Origin of the sequence: Dactylosporangium sp. NPDC049525 (assembly GCF_040676755.1) — a bacterium.
Classification (GTDB): domain Bacteria; phylum Actinomycetota; class Actinomycetes; order Mycobacteriales; family Micromonosporaceae; genus Dactylosporangium.
In genome coordinates this window covers 44303-59083 of the sequence record NZ_JBFAPO010000035.1, presented here as the reverse complement: position 1 = coordinate 59083, position 14781 = coordinate 44303, and the positions used below count along the sequence as shown (strand labels likewise).

The 14781-nt window shown below is 71.8% G+C and carries 12 protein-coding genes; 4 read left to right on the top strand and 8 right to left on the bottom strand.

What is annotated here, in order from left to right:
* The first annotated feature begins 77 nt into the window (after window positions 1–77).
* The 3 genes from AB0K00_RS36960 (at window position 78) to AB0K00_RS36950 (ending at window position 4214) form a co-directional block, all read left to right on the top strand.
* Window positions 78–569 (top strand): DUF3145 domain-containing protein, encoded by a 492-nt coding sequence (locus AB0K00_RS36960; protein ID WP_363530585.1) that lies wholly within the window; start codon window positions 78–80, stop codon window positions 567–569.
* A gap of 45 nt (window positions 570–614) precedes the next feature.
* On the top strand, window positions 615–2291 hold the full coding sequence (locus AB0K00_RS36955) for a glycoside hydrolase family 3 N-terminal domain-containing protein (protein WP_363530582.1): 1677 nt from the start codon (window positions 615–617) through the stop codon (window positions 2289–2291).
* A gap of 162 nt (window positions 2292–2453) precedes the next feature.
* Window positions 2454–4214 (top strand): PIG-L family deacetylase, encoded by a 1761-nt coding sequence (locus AB0K00_RS36950; protein ID WP_363530579.1) that lies wholly within the window; start codon window positions 2454–2456, stop codon window positions 4212–4214.
* Window positions 4215–4319: 105 nt separating this feature from the next.
* Here the strand turns inward: AB0K00_RS36950 and fabF are convergent, their stop codons facing one another.
* From fabF to AB0K00_RS36920, 6 genes are all read right to left on the bottom strand, one after another.
* Complete coding sequence (gene fabF, locus AB0K00_RS36945; protein ID WP_363530576.1) at window positions 4320–5537, bottom strand: beta-ketoacyl-ACP synthase II; 1218 nt, start codon at window positions 5535–5537, stop codon at window positions 4320–4322.
* Between the two features lie 115 nt (window positions 5538–5652).
* Window positions 5653–5898, bottom strand: coding sequence for an acyl carrier protein (locus AB0K00_RS36940; RefSeq protein WP_203847813.1), 246 nt, complete (start codon window positions 5896–5898; stop codon window positions 5653–5655).
* Window positions 5899–5979: 81 nt separating this feature from the next.
* A complete protein-coding gene (locus AB0K00_RS36935) occupies window positions 5980–6933 on the bottom strand; it encodes a beta-ketoacyl-ACP synthase III (RefSeq protein WP_363530572.1) in 954 nt (317 codons plus the stop codon).
* The gene (locus AB0K00_RS36930) at window positions 6930–8093 is read right to left on the bottom strand and encodes an acyltransferase domain-containing protein (protein WP_363530569.1); all 1164 of its coding nucleotides are present in this window, start codon (window positions 8091–8093) and stop codon (window positions 6930–6932) included. Before AB0K00_RS36930 ends, AB0K00_RS36935 begins: the two co-directional genes overlap by 4 nt.
* Window positions 8094–8331: 238 nt before the next feature.
* A complete protein-coding gene (locus AB0K00_RS36925; protein ID WP_363530566.1) occupies window positions 8332–9525 on the bottom strand; it encodes a helix-turn-helix domain-containing protein in 1194 nt (397 codons plus the stop codon).
* 12 nt (window positions 9526–9537) lie between these two features.
* Entirely contained in the window at window positions 9538–10545 is a 1008-nt protein-coding gene (locus AB0K00_RS36920) for a cellulase family glycosylhydrolase (RefSeq protein ID WP_363530563.1), read from the bottom strand.
* Window positions 10546–10656: 111 nt separating this feature from the next.
* On the opposite strand from AB0K00_RS36920, the gene AB0K00_RS36915 reads away from it, so the two are divergent.
* Window positions 10657–12885, top strand: a complete 2229-nt coding sequence (locus AB0K00_RS36915; RefSeq protein WP_363530560.1) for a UvrD-helicase domain-containing protein — start codon at window positions 10657–10659, stop codon at window positions 12883–12885.
* A gap of 568 nt (window positions 12886–13453) precedes the next feature.
* On the opposite strand, the gene AB0K00_RS36910 is transcribed toward AB0K00_RS36915, so the two are convergent.
* Window positions 13454–13861 (bottom strand): hypothetical protein, encoded by a 408-nt coding sequence (locus AB0K00_RS36910; RefSeq protein WP_363530557.1) that lies wholly within the window; start codon window positions 13859–13861, stop codon window positions 13454–13456.
* A gap of 13 nt (window positions 13862–13874) precedes the next feature.
* Complete coding sequence (locus tag AB0K00_RS36905; protein WP_363530554.1) at window positions 13875–14771, bottom strand: ParA family protein; 897 nt, start codon at window positions 14769–14771, stop codon at window positions 13875–13877.
* Window positions 14772–14781: the final 10 nt, after the last annotated feature.

Genomic DNA, 14781 nt, shown 5'->3' with positions numbered 1-14781 from the left:
GCACATAGCCATAGGGCAGACCGTGCCGGGTTCGAGGTCGTAGGGGAAGACGCACCTCGGTCTCCGGGAGGTCATACGTGCCCACGCGTGGCGTCATATATGTTCACTCGTCACCGCTCGCCGTGTCATCGCACGTCGAGTGGGCGATCGCGCGCGTCCTCGGAGCGCCGGTCAGACTCGAGTGGACACCGCAGCCTGTCGAGCCGTCGGCTCGCCGGGCCCAATGCTCATGGTCCGGCGCGACCGGGACCGGGGGCGAGCTGGCGGCTGCCCTGCGGCAGTGGCCCATGATCCGTTTCGAGGTCACCGAGGAGCCGAGCCCCGGCGTCGACGGCGAGCGGTTCATGCACGTGCCCGGCCGCGGGCTCTTCCACGGCTCGACGAGCGCCAACGGCGACATCGTGCTGTCCGAAGACCGACTCCGCAGCCTGATCGCCACGTCGCGGGGCTACGAGACGCTCGCCCACGCAATGGAGAAGGCCCTGGGTGGACCTTGGGACGCCGAGCTGGAGCCCTACCGGCACGCCGCCGACGGCGTCCCCATGACGCTGCTCACCCGGGTTGGGTAACTTGCACGTGCGTGGTTGAGTGGCACGGTGCTGCGCCCTGGACCCATGTCACGCCTGCTGGTGGCCACCGCCGTCCTGCTCGGTGGGTGCACCGGCGGCGGGCCCGAGACGCCGTCGCCGTCCGCGACGGCGCAGGACTCCGCCGTCATCCCCGGCGGTGACCCGGCGAAGCAGGCCGCGGAGCTCGTCGCCCGGCTGTCCGACGAGGAGCTGATCGGGCAGCTGCTGATGCCGTACGCCTACGGCAACGACGCCGACAAGGTCTCCTCCGGCTCCGCGTCGGGGAACAAGGCCTACGCCGGTGCCTCGACCCCGGCGGAGATCGTCCGCAAATATCACCTCGGCGGCATCATCCTCGTGTCCAGCAGCGCCGACGACCCGACCGCCGGCACCAACAAGACCACCAACGTCGAGTCGCCGGCCCAGGTCACCAAGCTCACCGGCGGCCTGCAGGCGGCCGCGCTCGGCCTGCCCGCGAGGATCCCGCTGCTCATCGGCACCGACCAGGAATACGGGCAGGTCACCCGCATCCGCGACGGCATCGTGCAGCTGCCCAGCGCCATGGCCCTCGGTGCCGGCGGCGACCCGGCGCTGACCGAGGCCGCGTGGAAGGCCGCCGGCACCGAGCTCGCCGCCATCGGCGTCAACGTCGACTTCGCCCCCGACGCCGACGTCCTCGGCGCCCAGCCCGGCGGGGTCATCGGCTCCCGCTCCTTCGGCAGCGACCCGAAGCTCGTCGCGGCCCAGGTGGCCGCCGCGGTGAAGGGCCTGCAGTCCGCCGGCGTCGCCGCGACCGTGAAGCACTTCCCCGGGCACGGCCACACCACCGTCGACAGCCACAGCAACCTGCCCGTGCTCAGCCAGACCCTCGGCGGCCTGGAGACCGGCGACCTGCCGCCGTTCGTCGCCGCCGCCTCCGCCGGGGTGGGCCTGGTCATGTCCGGCCACCTCGACGTCAAGGCGGTCGACCCGGGCGTGCCGGCGTCGTTCTCCAGCAAGGTCCTCATCGACCTGCTGCGCACGAAGCTCGGCTACACCGGCGTCGTGGTCACCGACGCGCTCAACATGGAGCCCGCCGAGCAGTGGGGGCCCGGCGAAGCCGCCGTGCGCGCCGTCCTCGCCGGCAACGACATCCTGCTCATGCCGCCGAAGCTGACGGAGGCGTACAAGGGCCTGCTCGACGCGGCGCGCTCCGGCCGGCTGCCCAAGCAGCGCCTCACCGAGGCCGCGACCCGCATCCTGACGCTGAAGTTCCGCCTCGCCGCCGTCCCCCGCCCCGACGCCTCGACCGTCAACGGCGACGCGGGCCGGGCGGCCGCGCGGGCGAGCGCCGCCGCGGCCGTCACCGTCCTGCGCGGCCCCTGCTCCGGAGCCCTCGTCACCGGCCAGGTCCGGGTCACCAGCGCCGGCAGCGAGACCGCCCGCGGCTGGCTCGAGGCCGCCCTGACGGCCGCCGGCGCCACCGTGGTGAAGCAGGGCGGCACGGAGGTCCGCCTCGTCGGCTACGGCAAGGGTGCCTCCGACCTGTCCGCGTCGGCGGCCGTCACGGTGGCCCTCGACACCCCGTACGTGCTGCGTTCGGCGAAGGGCACCCTCGTCGCGACGTACTCCTCGGCACAGGCGTCGATGCTTGCCCTCGCCGACGTGCTGGTCGGCAAGGCGCCGGCGCCCGGGCGCTCGCCGGTGCCGGTGCAGGGGCTGCCCGCGTCCGCGTGCGCCTGAACCACCGTTCGGTGGATGCCTGCCCGCAGATCGGACGTTCGGCCCACTGACGAACGGTGATCTTCCGTCCGTCCGGTGCCACGGACACACCCGTTCGGCAGTTGCGGCGCGGGGGGCGCGTCGAGACCGTTGTCGGTAACACCGGTGAATGGGGGAGTACTGATGCCCGGCCTCGTCATGCAAGTCGTCGCGCACCCTGACGACGATCTGTTCTTCATCAATCCTGACGTCTCCGCTGCGATCGACGCACAACTGCCGGTGGTCACGGTGTACGTGACCGCCGGGCAGATCACCGGCAACGGCAGCACCGACGGGCAGCGGGCCCGCAACCGGCAGCTCGGGGTGATGGCCGCCTATGCGCAGATGTGCGGCATCAGCACCCCGACCTGGACCGGGGGCACGCTGTGGGCGTCGGGGCGGCAGGCCGAGCGGTACACCCTGCAGGGCGCCGCCGCGCAGGTCGAGCTGGTGTTCCTCAACGTGCCCGACGGCAGCCTCGACGCGATCAACTCCGGGCAGAGCAGGACCACGGTCCTGGTCACCGGCGGTCTCGTCACGCGGACCTTCACCAGCGTGAAGGCCGACATCGTCGGCATGCTGACGGGGCTGATGGCCCGCTACCAGCCGACCGTCGTGCACACCCTGGACCCGATCCCGGACAGCCGGTACGTGGCCGACCACGGCGACCACGTGGCCGTGGCCAAGTTCGCCGCGCAGGCCGCCGCCACCTACTGCGACGCGATGCCGCTGGTCAACCACCGCTGCTACAACGTGCAGGACGAGCCCGCCAACCTGCACGCGACGGACCGCGCCGCGAAGCAGCTGACGATCAACGCGTACGCCGCCTTCGACAGCGGCGTGTACACCACCGGGTGGGTCGACTCGACGTACCTGCGCTGGCCGCGCGGCAGCTCGTGGATCGGGCGCAACGTCGACGGCCGGCTGCAGCTGTTCGTCGTCCGCGGCGGCCAGCTGTGGACGTGGTTGCAGTCCGCCGGCGGCGCCTGGAACAACGCGCCCACGGTGCTCACCGGCGCCGGTGGTGAGCTGGCGCCCATGGTGTCGGTCGGGGCGAACGCCGACGGCCGGCTGCAGGTGTTCGCCCGGCGGCTCACCGACCACAAGATCGTCAGCACGTACCAGACCGCCGTCAACGGCGGGTGGTCGACCTCGTGGGCCGACATGGGCAACCCCAACAGCGCCTACGGCAACGCGGATCAGGTCGGCGCGCCCGCCTGTGTCCTGCTCGGCAACGGCCGGATCGTGGTCGCGGTCCGCAACGGCGGCGGCGGCGTGTCCGCGAAGACCCAGACGGGGCCGAACGTGGGCTTCCCGGCCTCGTGGGCCGACCTCGGCGGCACCGACGTGCAGGGCGAGCTGTCCGGGGTCATCAACCCGGGTGGCTGTGTGGAGCTCGTCGCGGCGACGCGGACCGGCATCCTGCACTGGTACCAGAACACGGTGGGCGGCTCGTTCGTGCTCAACTCCTCGTTCCCGGGGGTGGTGCCGTCGTCGCCGCCCTCCACGGTGCTGCTGCAGGACGGCACCGTCGCCGTCGCCTACCGCGCCGTCGGCGGCGAGGTCGTGGTCAACCGGCAGAACGCGCCGTCCGCCGGCTGGAACGCGGCGGTGACGGCGAACGGCCGTCCCGGCGCGACGGGCCCGGTGGTCAGCGGCCGGGACCCGATGCTGCTGAGCCGCACCTGCGATGGGGGGCTGTCCGTCGGGGTGCCCTCGGGGGCGTCCTGGACGTGGAGCGACCTGGACGGGGGCCCGTTCATCGACGTGCCGGCGGCCACGGTCGACGCCGCCGGTGCGGTGCTGCTCGCCGCGGTCGGCCTGGACGGGGTCGTGCGGGTCCGCAGCCAGGTGGCGCCGGGCGTCGCGCAGCCGTTCGGGGCGTGGCAGGCGCTGCCCGCCTGACACCCCTGCGGGGGCGCCCCGTAGGCCCTCGCGCCCCCGGGGAACGACAGCCGAAAACGACGGAGGGACCGAGCCAGGCTCGGTCCCTCCGCGGCGTTCAGGGCGTCAGACCCGGGCGAACACCAGCGCCGCGTTGTGGCCACCGAACCCGAACGAGTTGTTCAGGGCGGCGGGGATGTCCAGGTGGCGCGCCTTGTGGGTGACCACCTCCAGGTCGAGCTGGTCGTCGGGCTCGTCCAGGTTGATCGTCGGCGGGACGATCCCGTGGTAGATGGCGAGGATCGTGGCGATCGACTCCACCGCGCCGGCCGCGCCGAGCAGGTGCCCGGTCATCGACTTGGTCGAGGTGAGCAGCGGGTGGTCGCCGAGCGCCCGGTGCAGCGCCTTGATCTCCGCGAGGTCACCGACCGGGGTCGAGGTGGCGTGCGCGTTGACGTGCACCACGTCGGTCTTGGCGATCCCGGCGTCGCGGATCGCGAAGTCGATGGCGCGCACGGCGCCCTCGCCCTCGGGGTGCGGCTGGACGATGTCGTAGCCGTCGGAGGTCATGCCGGCACCGGCGAGCCGGGCGTAGATGCGGGCGCCGCGGGCCCGGGCGTGGTCGGCGCGTTCGAGCACGATGACGCCGGCGCCCTCACCGAGGACGAAGCCGTCGCGGCCCTTGTCCCAGGGGCGGGACGCGCGCTCGGGCTCGTCGTTGCGGATAGACATGGCGCGCATCGAGGCGAACCCGGCGATCGGCAGCGGGTGGATCACGGCCTCGGTGCCGCCGGCGACCACGACGTCGGCGCGCCCGAGCCGGATCAGGTCCAGGGCGTGCGCGATGGCCTCGGCGCCGGTGGCGCAGGCGCTGGCGACGCAATGCACGCCGGCCTTCGCGCCGAGCTCGAGACCGACCCAGGCGGCGGGGCCGTTCGGCATGAGCATCGGCACGGTGTGCGGCGACACCTTGCGCGGGCCGCTGGCCTCCAGGATGTCGTCCTGGTTGAGCAGCGTCTGGGCACCACCGATGCCGGTGCCGACGCTGACGGCGAGCCGCAGCTTGTCGACCTCGGGCGCGCCGGCGTCGGCCCACGCCTCGCGGGCGGCGATGATCGCGGTCATCTCGGAACGGTCCAGGCGGCGGGCCTGCACCCGATCGATCACTTCACTCGGCTCGACGGCCAACTGCGCGGCGATCCGCACGGTCAGCTGTGCGGCCCAGTCCTGGGTCAGCGGAGACACGCCCGACTTCCCGGCGAGCATGGCATCCCACGTGGACGCGACATCCCCGCCCAGGGGCGTGGTGGCCCCGAGACCGGTGACGACGACCTCAACACTCACAGCACAACTACCTCTCGGGCAGACCGCATCCGCGGTCTTGTCTGGCTGACCCACATGACGCGGTCTCGGGCAGGTCCGGGGTGACCGTCCAGACCCGAGACCGCGACAACGGCTCTCAGGCCTGCGACTTCACGATGTACGACACGGCGTCACCGACGGTCTTGAGGTTCGGCACCTCGTCATCCGGGATCTTCACGCCGAACTTCTCCTCCGCCGCCACCACGACCTCGACCATCGACAGCGAGTCGACGTCCAGGTCGTCGGTGAACGACTTCTCCTCGGCGACGTCGTCCGGGTTGACCCCGGCGACCTCTTCGAGGATTTCGGCGAGACCGCCGGCGATCTCTTCACGGGTGGACATAGAGCTTTCCTTCCTTGGGTTGACGCAACATCGACGCGAAGTCGAACGCTGTTGAAACAAAACGGACCGCTGAGCAGAACCTCAGGGGCAGCGGACGACCTGTCCTGCATATGTCAGGCCACCGCCGAAGCCGAACAGCAGCACCGGGGCGCCCGAAGGTACCTCACGCCGCTCGATGGCCTTCGACAGTGCCAGGGGGATGCTCGCCGCCGAGGTGTTACCGGACTCTACGAGGTCCTTGAGGATGATCGCGTTGGGCAGGTCGAGCCGCTTCACGATCCCGTCGATGATGCGGGTGTTGGCCTGGTGTGCCACGAACGCGGCGATGTCCTTGCCCTGCACGCCGGCCCGGTCCAGGGCGGCCTGCGCGAACGGCGCGATCGCCGTGGTCGCCCACCGGAAGACCGCCTGGCCCTCCTGCTTGATGTAGGGCCGCCAGCCCTCGATCTTCAGCACGTCGCCCTTCTCGGGCGCCGAGCCCCAGACGACGGGGCCGACGCCGGTCGGCTCACCCTCGTAGGTGGCGGTGACGACCGCGGCGCCGGCGCCGTCGCCGAACAGCACGGCCGTGGTGCGGTCGGTCCAGTCGACCACGTCGGAGAGCTTCTCGGCGCCGATGACCAGGGTGTTGCGGCTGGCACCGGCGCGGATCGCGTGATCGGCGCTGGCCAGGCCGTAGCAGAACCCGGAGCAGGCGGTGTTGAGGTCGTACGCTGCCGGTGCCATGATGCCGAGCTTCGCCGCGACCCGCGTCGCCACGTTGGGGCACCGGTCGATCGAGCTGCACGTCGCGACGATCACCTGGTCGATGTCGGCGGCGGTGAGCCCGGAGGCGGCGAGGGCCTTGCCGGCGGCGGCGGTCGCCATGTCGGCGACGCTCTCGCTGCCGGCGACGCGGCGCTCGGCGATGCCGACCCGGTCGCGGATCCACGCGTCGTTGGTCTCGATCACCTTGGACAGGTCGTCGTTGGTGACGACCTGTGACGGCTGGTAGTGCCCGAACGCGAGGATCTTCGACCCGGTCGGCTGGTTCATAGCTGGTCTCCAATGCGAGCGAGCGGCTGGCCGGGCGCGACCGGGTCGTCGGGGGTGACGAGCCATTCGGCGAGCGTCCCGGCGCCGTGCGCGGTGACGTCGACCGGGCCCTGCGGGGTCTGCACGGCGCCGATGCGCTGGCCGTCGCCGACCTCGGTCCCCTCGACCAGGCCGTCGGCGGGGGTGAAGGTGCCGGCCGCCGTCGACAGGACCACGCTGAACTGCGGGTGCGGCTCGTGGGTGGGCACCGGGCTGCCGTGCCGCGCGAACACGTCGCGGGCGGCGGCCAGGTCGTCCGGGGTGTTGACGCTGACGATCTCGATGCCCTTGATGGTCCGCTTGATCAGCCCGGCGAGGGTGCCCGCGGGCGCCAGCTCGATCACGGCGGTGACGCCGAGGTCGGCGAGGGTGGCCATGCACAGGTCCCAGCGCACCGGCGCGGTCACCTGCCTGACCAGGCGCTGCAGCATGGTCGGGCCGTGGTCGACGGCGACGCCGTCGCGGTTGGACAGCAGCATCCGGGTCGGGTTGGCGGTGGTGACCCCCGCGGAGATCGCGGCCAGGGCCTCCTCGGCCGGTGCCATGTACGGCGTGTGGAACGCGCCGGCGACCTGCAGCGAGATGATCCTGGCGCGGGCCGGCGGGTTGGCGGTGAGCTTCTCCAGGCCGGGCAGCGAGCCGGCGGCGACGACCTGGCCGGCGCCGTTGCGGTTGGCCGGCACCAGGCCGGCGGCCTCGATGGCGGCGATCACCTCGTCGGGGTCGCCACCGAGGATCGCGCTCATGCCGGTGCGCTCCAGGGCGCACGCGGCGGCCATCTCCCGGCCGCGGACCGCGGCGAGGGTGACGGCGGCCTCGGAGCTGAACACCCCGGCCATGGTGGCCGCGGCGAGCTCGCCGACGCTGTGGCCGGCGAAGACGGTGGCGTCGTACATCGGCAGCTGCTCGGCGGTGAGCAGCGCCGCGGCGACGAGCAGCGGCTGGGTCTTGGCGGTGTCCTTGATCTCCTCGGCGCCGGCTTCGGTGCCGAGGTGCACCAGGTCGACCCCTGCGAGCACCGACCACCAGCGCAGACGGGCCTCCGCGCCGGGCAGCGCGAGCCATGGTGTCAGGAAGCCGGGTTTCTGGGAGCCTTGCCCTGGGGCGAGTACAGCGAGCACGTCTATGACTTTTCCGGATTCCCGTCAATCGCGCGGGTAGCGCTACGCACCAAAGTGGACCATCTCGTTTGTAGGAACCCTACAAAAGATTGCGTGGTGTTGCCCCAACAGAACCTCGCCGTCACCCACCGCAACCCTTGGTTCACCTCAGCTGCGACCTGTGTCACTGCGGCTGCGATGTGCGTCACCGCGACGGCGTGCGTCGCCGGTGCGGCGTGCGTCACTGTGGCAGCGCGCGTCACTGCGGCGGGCTCGACGGTGCCGGCGCGAACGGGTCCAGTCTGCCGATCGTCAGCGCGATCCGCAGGGCAAACGCGTCACGTGGCACCAAAGGAACAAATCCGGTGACCTCGCCGATGCGGCGCAGCCGGTACCGGACGGTGTTGGGATGCACGAACAGCCCCCGGGCGGCGCTCTCGAGGACCCCGCCGCCGGCGTAGAACGCGTCCAGGGTCTCCAGGAGCTCGCCGCCGGCGCGCACCAGGGCACCGTAGATGTCCTGGCGCAGGATCCGCCGCGCCTCCGCGTCGCCGGCCAGGGCGCGCTCCGGCAGCAGGTCGGCGGCGGCCACCGGGCGAGGTGCGGCCGGCCACGCGGGCGCGGCCCGGAACCCGGCCAGGGCGGCCCGGGCGGACTCGGTCGCCTCGTCCAGCGACGGCACCGCCGGGCCCACCACCACCGGGCCGTCGCCGAAGCCGACGAGGAGCCGCTCGGTCGCCGCGATCGGGTCCGGCGCGCCGCCGAGGACCACGACCAGCCGGTCGCCGTGCACCCCGCCGAGGATCTCGACGCCGATGCGGCGCGCCGCCCGGTAGACGGTGTGCAGCACCGCCGTGGCCTCCCCGCCGGGGGACCGGCCGACCGCGACCGCGACCGGCGGCGCGTCCGCCCAGCCCAGCGCCGCCGCCCGGCTGGCCAGGACGTCGGAGGAGTCGCCGCGCAGCAGCGCGTCGACCAGCAGCGCCTGCAGCCGCGCGTCCCAGGCGCCCCGGGTCTCCGCGGCCCGCGCGTACACCCGGGCCGCGCCGAAGGCGACCTCCCGGCTGTAGTGCAGCACCGCCTCGCGGATCCCGGACTCCTCGCCGGCCGCGGCCAGGTGCGGCAGCTGCTCCTCGACGACCTCGATGGTCACCCTGATCAGCTGGACCGTCTGGCCGAGGTTGATCGAGCGGGCCAGGGCCCGGGGTGCGGCGTCGAAGAACTCGTCGGAGTTGTCCGGCGGCAGCGCCCCGCCCTCCTGCCGGTTGCGCAGCCACTCGACCAGGGACCGCACGCCGGCCTGCGCGACCAGCATCACCCACGCCCGCTGGTCGGCCGGCAGCTCCCGGAACCAGGGCAGCGTCTCGTCCATCCGCGCCACGCTCGCGGTCGCGAGGGCGCCGGCCGCCCGCTCGATCGAGCGCACGCTCGCTTCGAGGCTCTGGTTCGTCACCCGCACAGCTTTTCATCGTCTGGCCGCCAACCAGAATCCACCGTAGATCCCGGCCTCCCGCGACGTCTGCCGCAGCCCGTTCGGGCCGTCGATCAGCCGCCGCCCCCAGTCGGTCCGCTTCGCCGCCCGGAACCCGGCGACCATGTCCAGGTAGTGGTACTCGGGGCTGTTGCCGCTCCAGGCCCAGCCCATGTACCCGAGGTCGTGCCGCTGGCAGTACGCCATGATCGCGTCCTCGTCCGGGTCGCCGTACTGGTGGATCGAGGAGAACTCCCCGACGACGATCGGCAGCCGCTGCCGGACGAACACGTCGAGGTAGTCGGAGACCTTCTCGGCGGTGTTGAACGGCCCGTACATGTGCACGTCGAAGACCGTGTTGTGCTCCGGGTCGGACGCGAACACCTCGGCCGCGTGGTCGCGCATGACGTGGAACGAGTCGTTACCCCAGTTCGGCGCGTCGACCATGATCGCGTGCAGCAGCCCGGCGGAGCGCAGCCGCTGGATCGCCGTCTTCGTGTTGCCGATCCAGTCGACGTTCACCGCGTGCCCCGAGGGCTCGTTGGCGATGTTGATGATGACGTACGACTCCTGCCGCAGCAGGACCTTGCGCAGCGTCAGCCAGTAGTCGACGGCCTGCGCGATCGTCGCGGCGCCCGGCTCAGTGCCGTACCCCATCGTGTCGTGCACGTCGAGCACGCAGATCAACCGGTTCTCCCGGCACTGGCCGATGACGTCGGCGACCTCCGCCGGGCTCGTCGCGGGGAACCCGGCGCCGCTGGACAGCGCCACCCGCACCGAGTTGGCGCCGCTCGCCTTGATGTCGGCGAACACCGAGTCGGGCCCCTTGTTGAAGTAGTACCCGTGGTTCACCCCCCGCAGGACCAGGCGTTCCCCGTTCGCCTCCACGAGATGCCCGCCGGTGGCCTTGATCCCGGTCGCCCCGTAGGCCGGCTCCACCGAGACGTACGCCGCGCCGAGCAATGACAGCAGCAGGGCGAGGAACGCCGCTCTGATCAGCACGGCCCGCCGCTACCCGCCCGTTTGCCCACGAAACGGGGGATCGACCACAGTCCCTGTCCCCGGGTAACCTGGAGATCACCTAGCGTGTGCTTGATCGCGGAGAGGCGGCCCGTGACGTCCAAGTCGGCTGAGCTGGCCGCTGAGCAACAGCACTTCGACCTGGCCCGCAAGCACCGCGAACGCGTCCGTGCCGAGCTCGGCGAGGTCCCCGACGCCGCCGCGAACGCCGGCGCCGGCCGCCGCCTCGCGCTGTTCCGCCGCACCCGCAAGGAGGCCCTCGCCGCGCCCGAGGAGCAGGTCGCCGTCGGCCGGATCGACTGCACCCCCGCCGACCCGGGCGGCTCCTCCAACATCGAGGACACGTTCTACATCGGCCGGGAGACGATCCTCGACGACCAGCGGCAGGTCCTCGTCGTCAACTGGCAGACCCCGATCGGCGCCCTCTACTACGAGGCGACCCACGAGGACCCCCGCGGCCTGCAACGCAAGCGCACCTTCCAGTGCACCGGCAACCAGATCCGCGACTTCGACGACGTCGTCTTCGCCCAGCTCGCCGACGCCGTCGCGGCCCTCGAATCACCCGACGACGCGCTGCTCGCCGAGCTCGACCGGGGCCGCACCGGCACGATGACCGACATCGTCGCCACCATCCAGGGCGCCCAGTCCCGGCTGATCCGCTCACCCCTGGACCAGCTGCTCGTCATCGAGGGCGGCCCCGGCACCGGCAAGACCGCCGTCGCGCTGCACCGCGTGTCGTGGCTGCTGTACAACCACCGCGACCGCCTGCGCCCCCAGGACGTCCTCGTCGTCGGCCCGCACCCGGCCTTCACCCGCTACATCCGCACCGTCCTGCCGAGCCTCGGCGACGCCGACGTGGCGCAGCTCGACATCGACCAACTGGGCCCGCCCGTACAGCGGGGAAGGCCGGAAGACCCGAAGACCCGGAGGCTCAAGGGTGAGGCGCGGATGGCCCGCCTGCTCGCCCGCGCCCTGGAGAACCGGGTCGGCACCCCCGAACCCGCCGAACGCCTGCTCTTCGACGGCGCCTTCGTCACGCTCTCCGGCGTCGAGGTGGCCGCCGCCGTCGCCTCCGCCCGGCAGGCCGGCGGCGCCTACGCGCAACGCCGCCAACGCCTCCGCGCCCAGCTCGCCGACCTGGTCCGCGGCCGCGGCGGCCCCACCGACCCGGAACGCCTCGGCCCGGTCGAGAACCTCCTCGAACGCCTCTGGCCGCTGCAGAGCGCCGCCGCGTTCCTGCGCAACCTGCTGGGCTCGCAGGCCAGGCTGCTCAACGCGGCCGGCGACGAGTTCACCCCGGACGAGCTCGCCCTCCTGCACCGCCGCGGCGCCGACAAGCTCTCCGAACAGATCTGGAGCAACACCGACCTGCCGCTGCTCGACGAGCTCGAGGAACTGCTCAACGGGGTGTCCCGCCGCTACCGGCACATCGTCGTGGACGAGGCCCAGGACCTCTCCCCGATGCAGCTGCGCGCCGTCGCCCGCCGCTCCTCGACCGGCTCCCTCACCGTCGTCGGCGACCTGGCCCAGTCCACCGGCGCCTGGGCCCGCGACCACTGGGGCGAGGTCACCGAACACCTGCCCTCGCAGCTGCCGCAGGTCGTCGTGGGCCTCCGCTACGGCTACCGGGTCCCGCGTCAGGTGTACGAACTGGCGGCCGAGCTCCTGCCTGTCGCCGCCCCCGACGTCGAGCCGACCAGAGCGGTCCGCGAAGGCCCCGCGGACCCCGGCATCCACGTCGTCGAGCCCGCCGAGCGCGCCGCCCGCGCCGCCCTCATCGCGAAGGACCACGCCCTCGGCGGCCGCTTCGTCGGCATCGTCTGCCCCGCCAGCTGCCGCGCCGAGATCGAGTTCGCCCTGCACGCCAACGACCTGCAGTGGGGCCGCGCCGACCAGGGTGAGCTCGACGGGGCGATCAACCTCGTCAGCCCGCAGGAGGCGAAGGGCCTGGAGTTCGACGCGGTCATCGTCGTGGAGCCGGAGGAGATCGTCGCCGAGGACGACCGCGGGCACCGGCTGCTGTTTGTCGCGCTCACCCGCACGATCCGTTACCTGGATATCGTCTGCGCCGGCGACCCGCTGCCGATCGAGCCCGGCTCTGATGTCACCTCCCGGATCCCCCGCCAGCGGGTCGTGGTCGAACCCGATGCCGATCCGACTCTGGATATGGCGCAGTTGGATCGTCTCGCCGAGGACCTGGCGGCGTTGGTGGTCGGGGGTGCGCCGGTGCCGATGTGGGATGAGGTGCTGCACCGTACGGCCGCGCTGCTCGACGAGCGTGCTGACCGTAGTCGTCCTTCGGGGCGTCATCGTCGTCCTTGACCCCCCAGGATCGTGTGGTCGTCTTCGGGTTGAGGTTCGCGTGGGGGTACGCCGCTTGGAGTGATTTCTGGTGTAGGTCCTCGTAGGTCGGTGGTTCCGCGCAGCCTCCGGCCGCGCGTATGGGTGGCGTGGTTGCGGTCCGTGCCGTGTCGAGGTGATCCCAAGCCAGGTCCGAACGCACATGGTCCAGCGCCGTCGAGGTCATCATTCGGTGGTGCCACACCGCCGCCAGTTCCAAAAAACGAACAACCCGAACGATCCCAGGGGTCAGAGCCCCACAGATCCTTCGGGTTGTTCGACCAATGATCGATGGTTTTCGTTTTTTGACCAGCGACGGTGTTGTAGCACCGAATGATGACCCCGACGGCGCCGGCGCGGGTGAGTTCGGACCTGGCTTGGCATCACCGCAACTACGGCACGGACGGTGACCGCGCTACCCCATCGCGCGGCCGAAGGCTGCGCGGAACCACCGACCTACGCGGACCTGCACCAGGAATCAGTTCAAGCGGCGTACCCCCACGCGAACCTCAACCGCAAGACGACCACAGGATCTTGGGGGGTGAACAGGTCAGCGGGCGACCATGCGATCGATGGCTGAGGAGTCCAGGCGCCGACCCACCACCGAGTCCACGATCTTGGTGGTGACGGCTTCCTTTGTGGACTTGCTGGGCAGCGCCACACCAAGCACCTTCGCCAGCTCCCGCAGCTGTGCGACCGTCAGCCTTTCGTCGTTGAGGTACTGCACCGCCGCCGCGCGCGTGCCGATCTCCGCCAGCATCGTCTCGATCTCGGCGACCGGGCGGGACAGCGGCTTCGTCCGGGCGGGAGCGGCCGCGGCGGGCCGGCCGCCGCGCGGCACCAGGGACAGCCGGGCCTCGCCCGAGGCGAGGTCGGCGAGCTGGTCGGCCGGCAGGGACTTCACGAACGCGGCGACCTTGAGCAGCACGTCGTGCGCGAGGTCGGCGGGGTCGGTCATCGCAAGACGCTCCTCAGATCCTGGTGCGCGCCAGGAACTCGCTGGTCAGCTGCTGGAACTCGTATCGTAGGGTCTCGATCGAGGCGGTGCCCGGCGGGGCGAGGACGACGGGCAGGCTGCGCTCGCCGGCGTCGGTGACGGCGGTCTTGTTGTCGCGGACGGTCTGGCGGAAGACGGGGATCTCGATCCGGGAGGTCTCGTTGACCGAGGTGCGTTGCGAGATCAGCGGGCCCGAGCCGGTGTACTGCACCATCGTGTAGACGACGCCGATGATCTCCGGGTTGATCGGGCGGGGTGCGACCGCGTTGTACTCCTCGACCAGGCGGGACATGCGGGCCCGCAGGTAGTCGATGCCGCGGGTCGAGAGGTAGTCGGGGCGGGCCGGCACCATGACGTGGTCGCTGGCGACCATCGCGGTGCGGGTGACCATGTTGAAGTTGGGTGCGCAGTCGATGAGGACCGAGTCGTAGCCGTGGAACGCGCGGTCGGTGAGGGCGTCGGCGATCAGCCGGTGCACCGGCAGGTAGCGGGGGTTGCCGGTCTGCAGGCGGGCGCCGCCCAAGGCCGCGGCCAGGTTGAGGTCGACCTCGATGAGGCCGAGGTCGCCGGCGAGCAGGTCGAGCTGCCCGCCGAGCGGCTGCACGACGGCGTTGACCTCGCGCGGGCTCACCACGTACTTGTGCAGCGGCTCGGCGACGCGGGTGGCCAGGTACCCCTCGAACCACGGCAGGACGGTGGGCCGGGACTCGAACTCGGCGGGTCGGTAGAAGGAGAACGTGAGGCTCGCCTGCGGGTCGAGATCGACGAGGAGCACCTTGCGGCCCCGGGCGGCGAGCTCGGCGCCGATGTTCGCGGTGAGTGTGGTCTTGCCGACCCCGCCCTTGTAGTTGATCACGGAGACCACGCTCATGGCAGCAGCA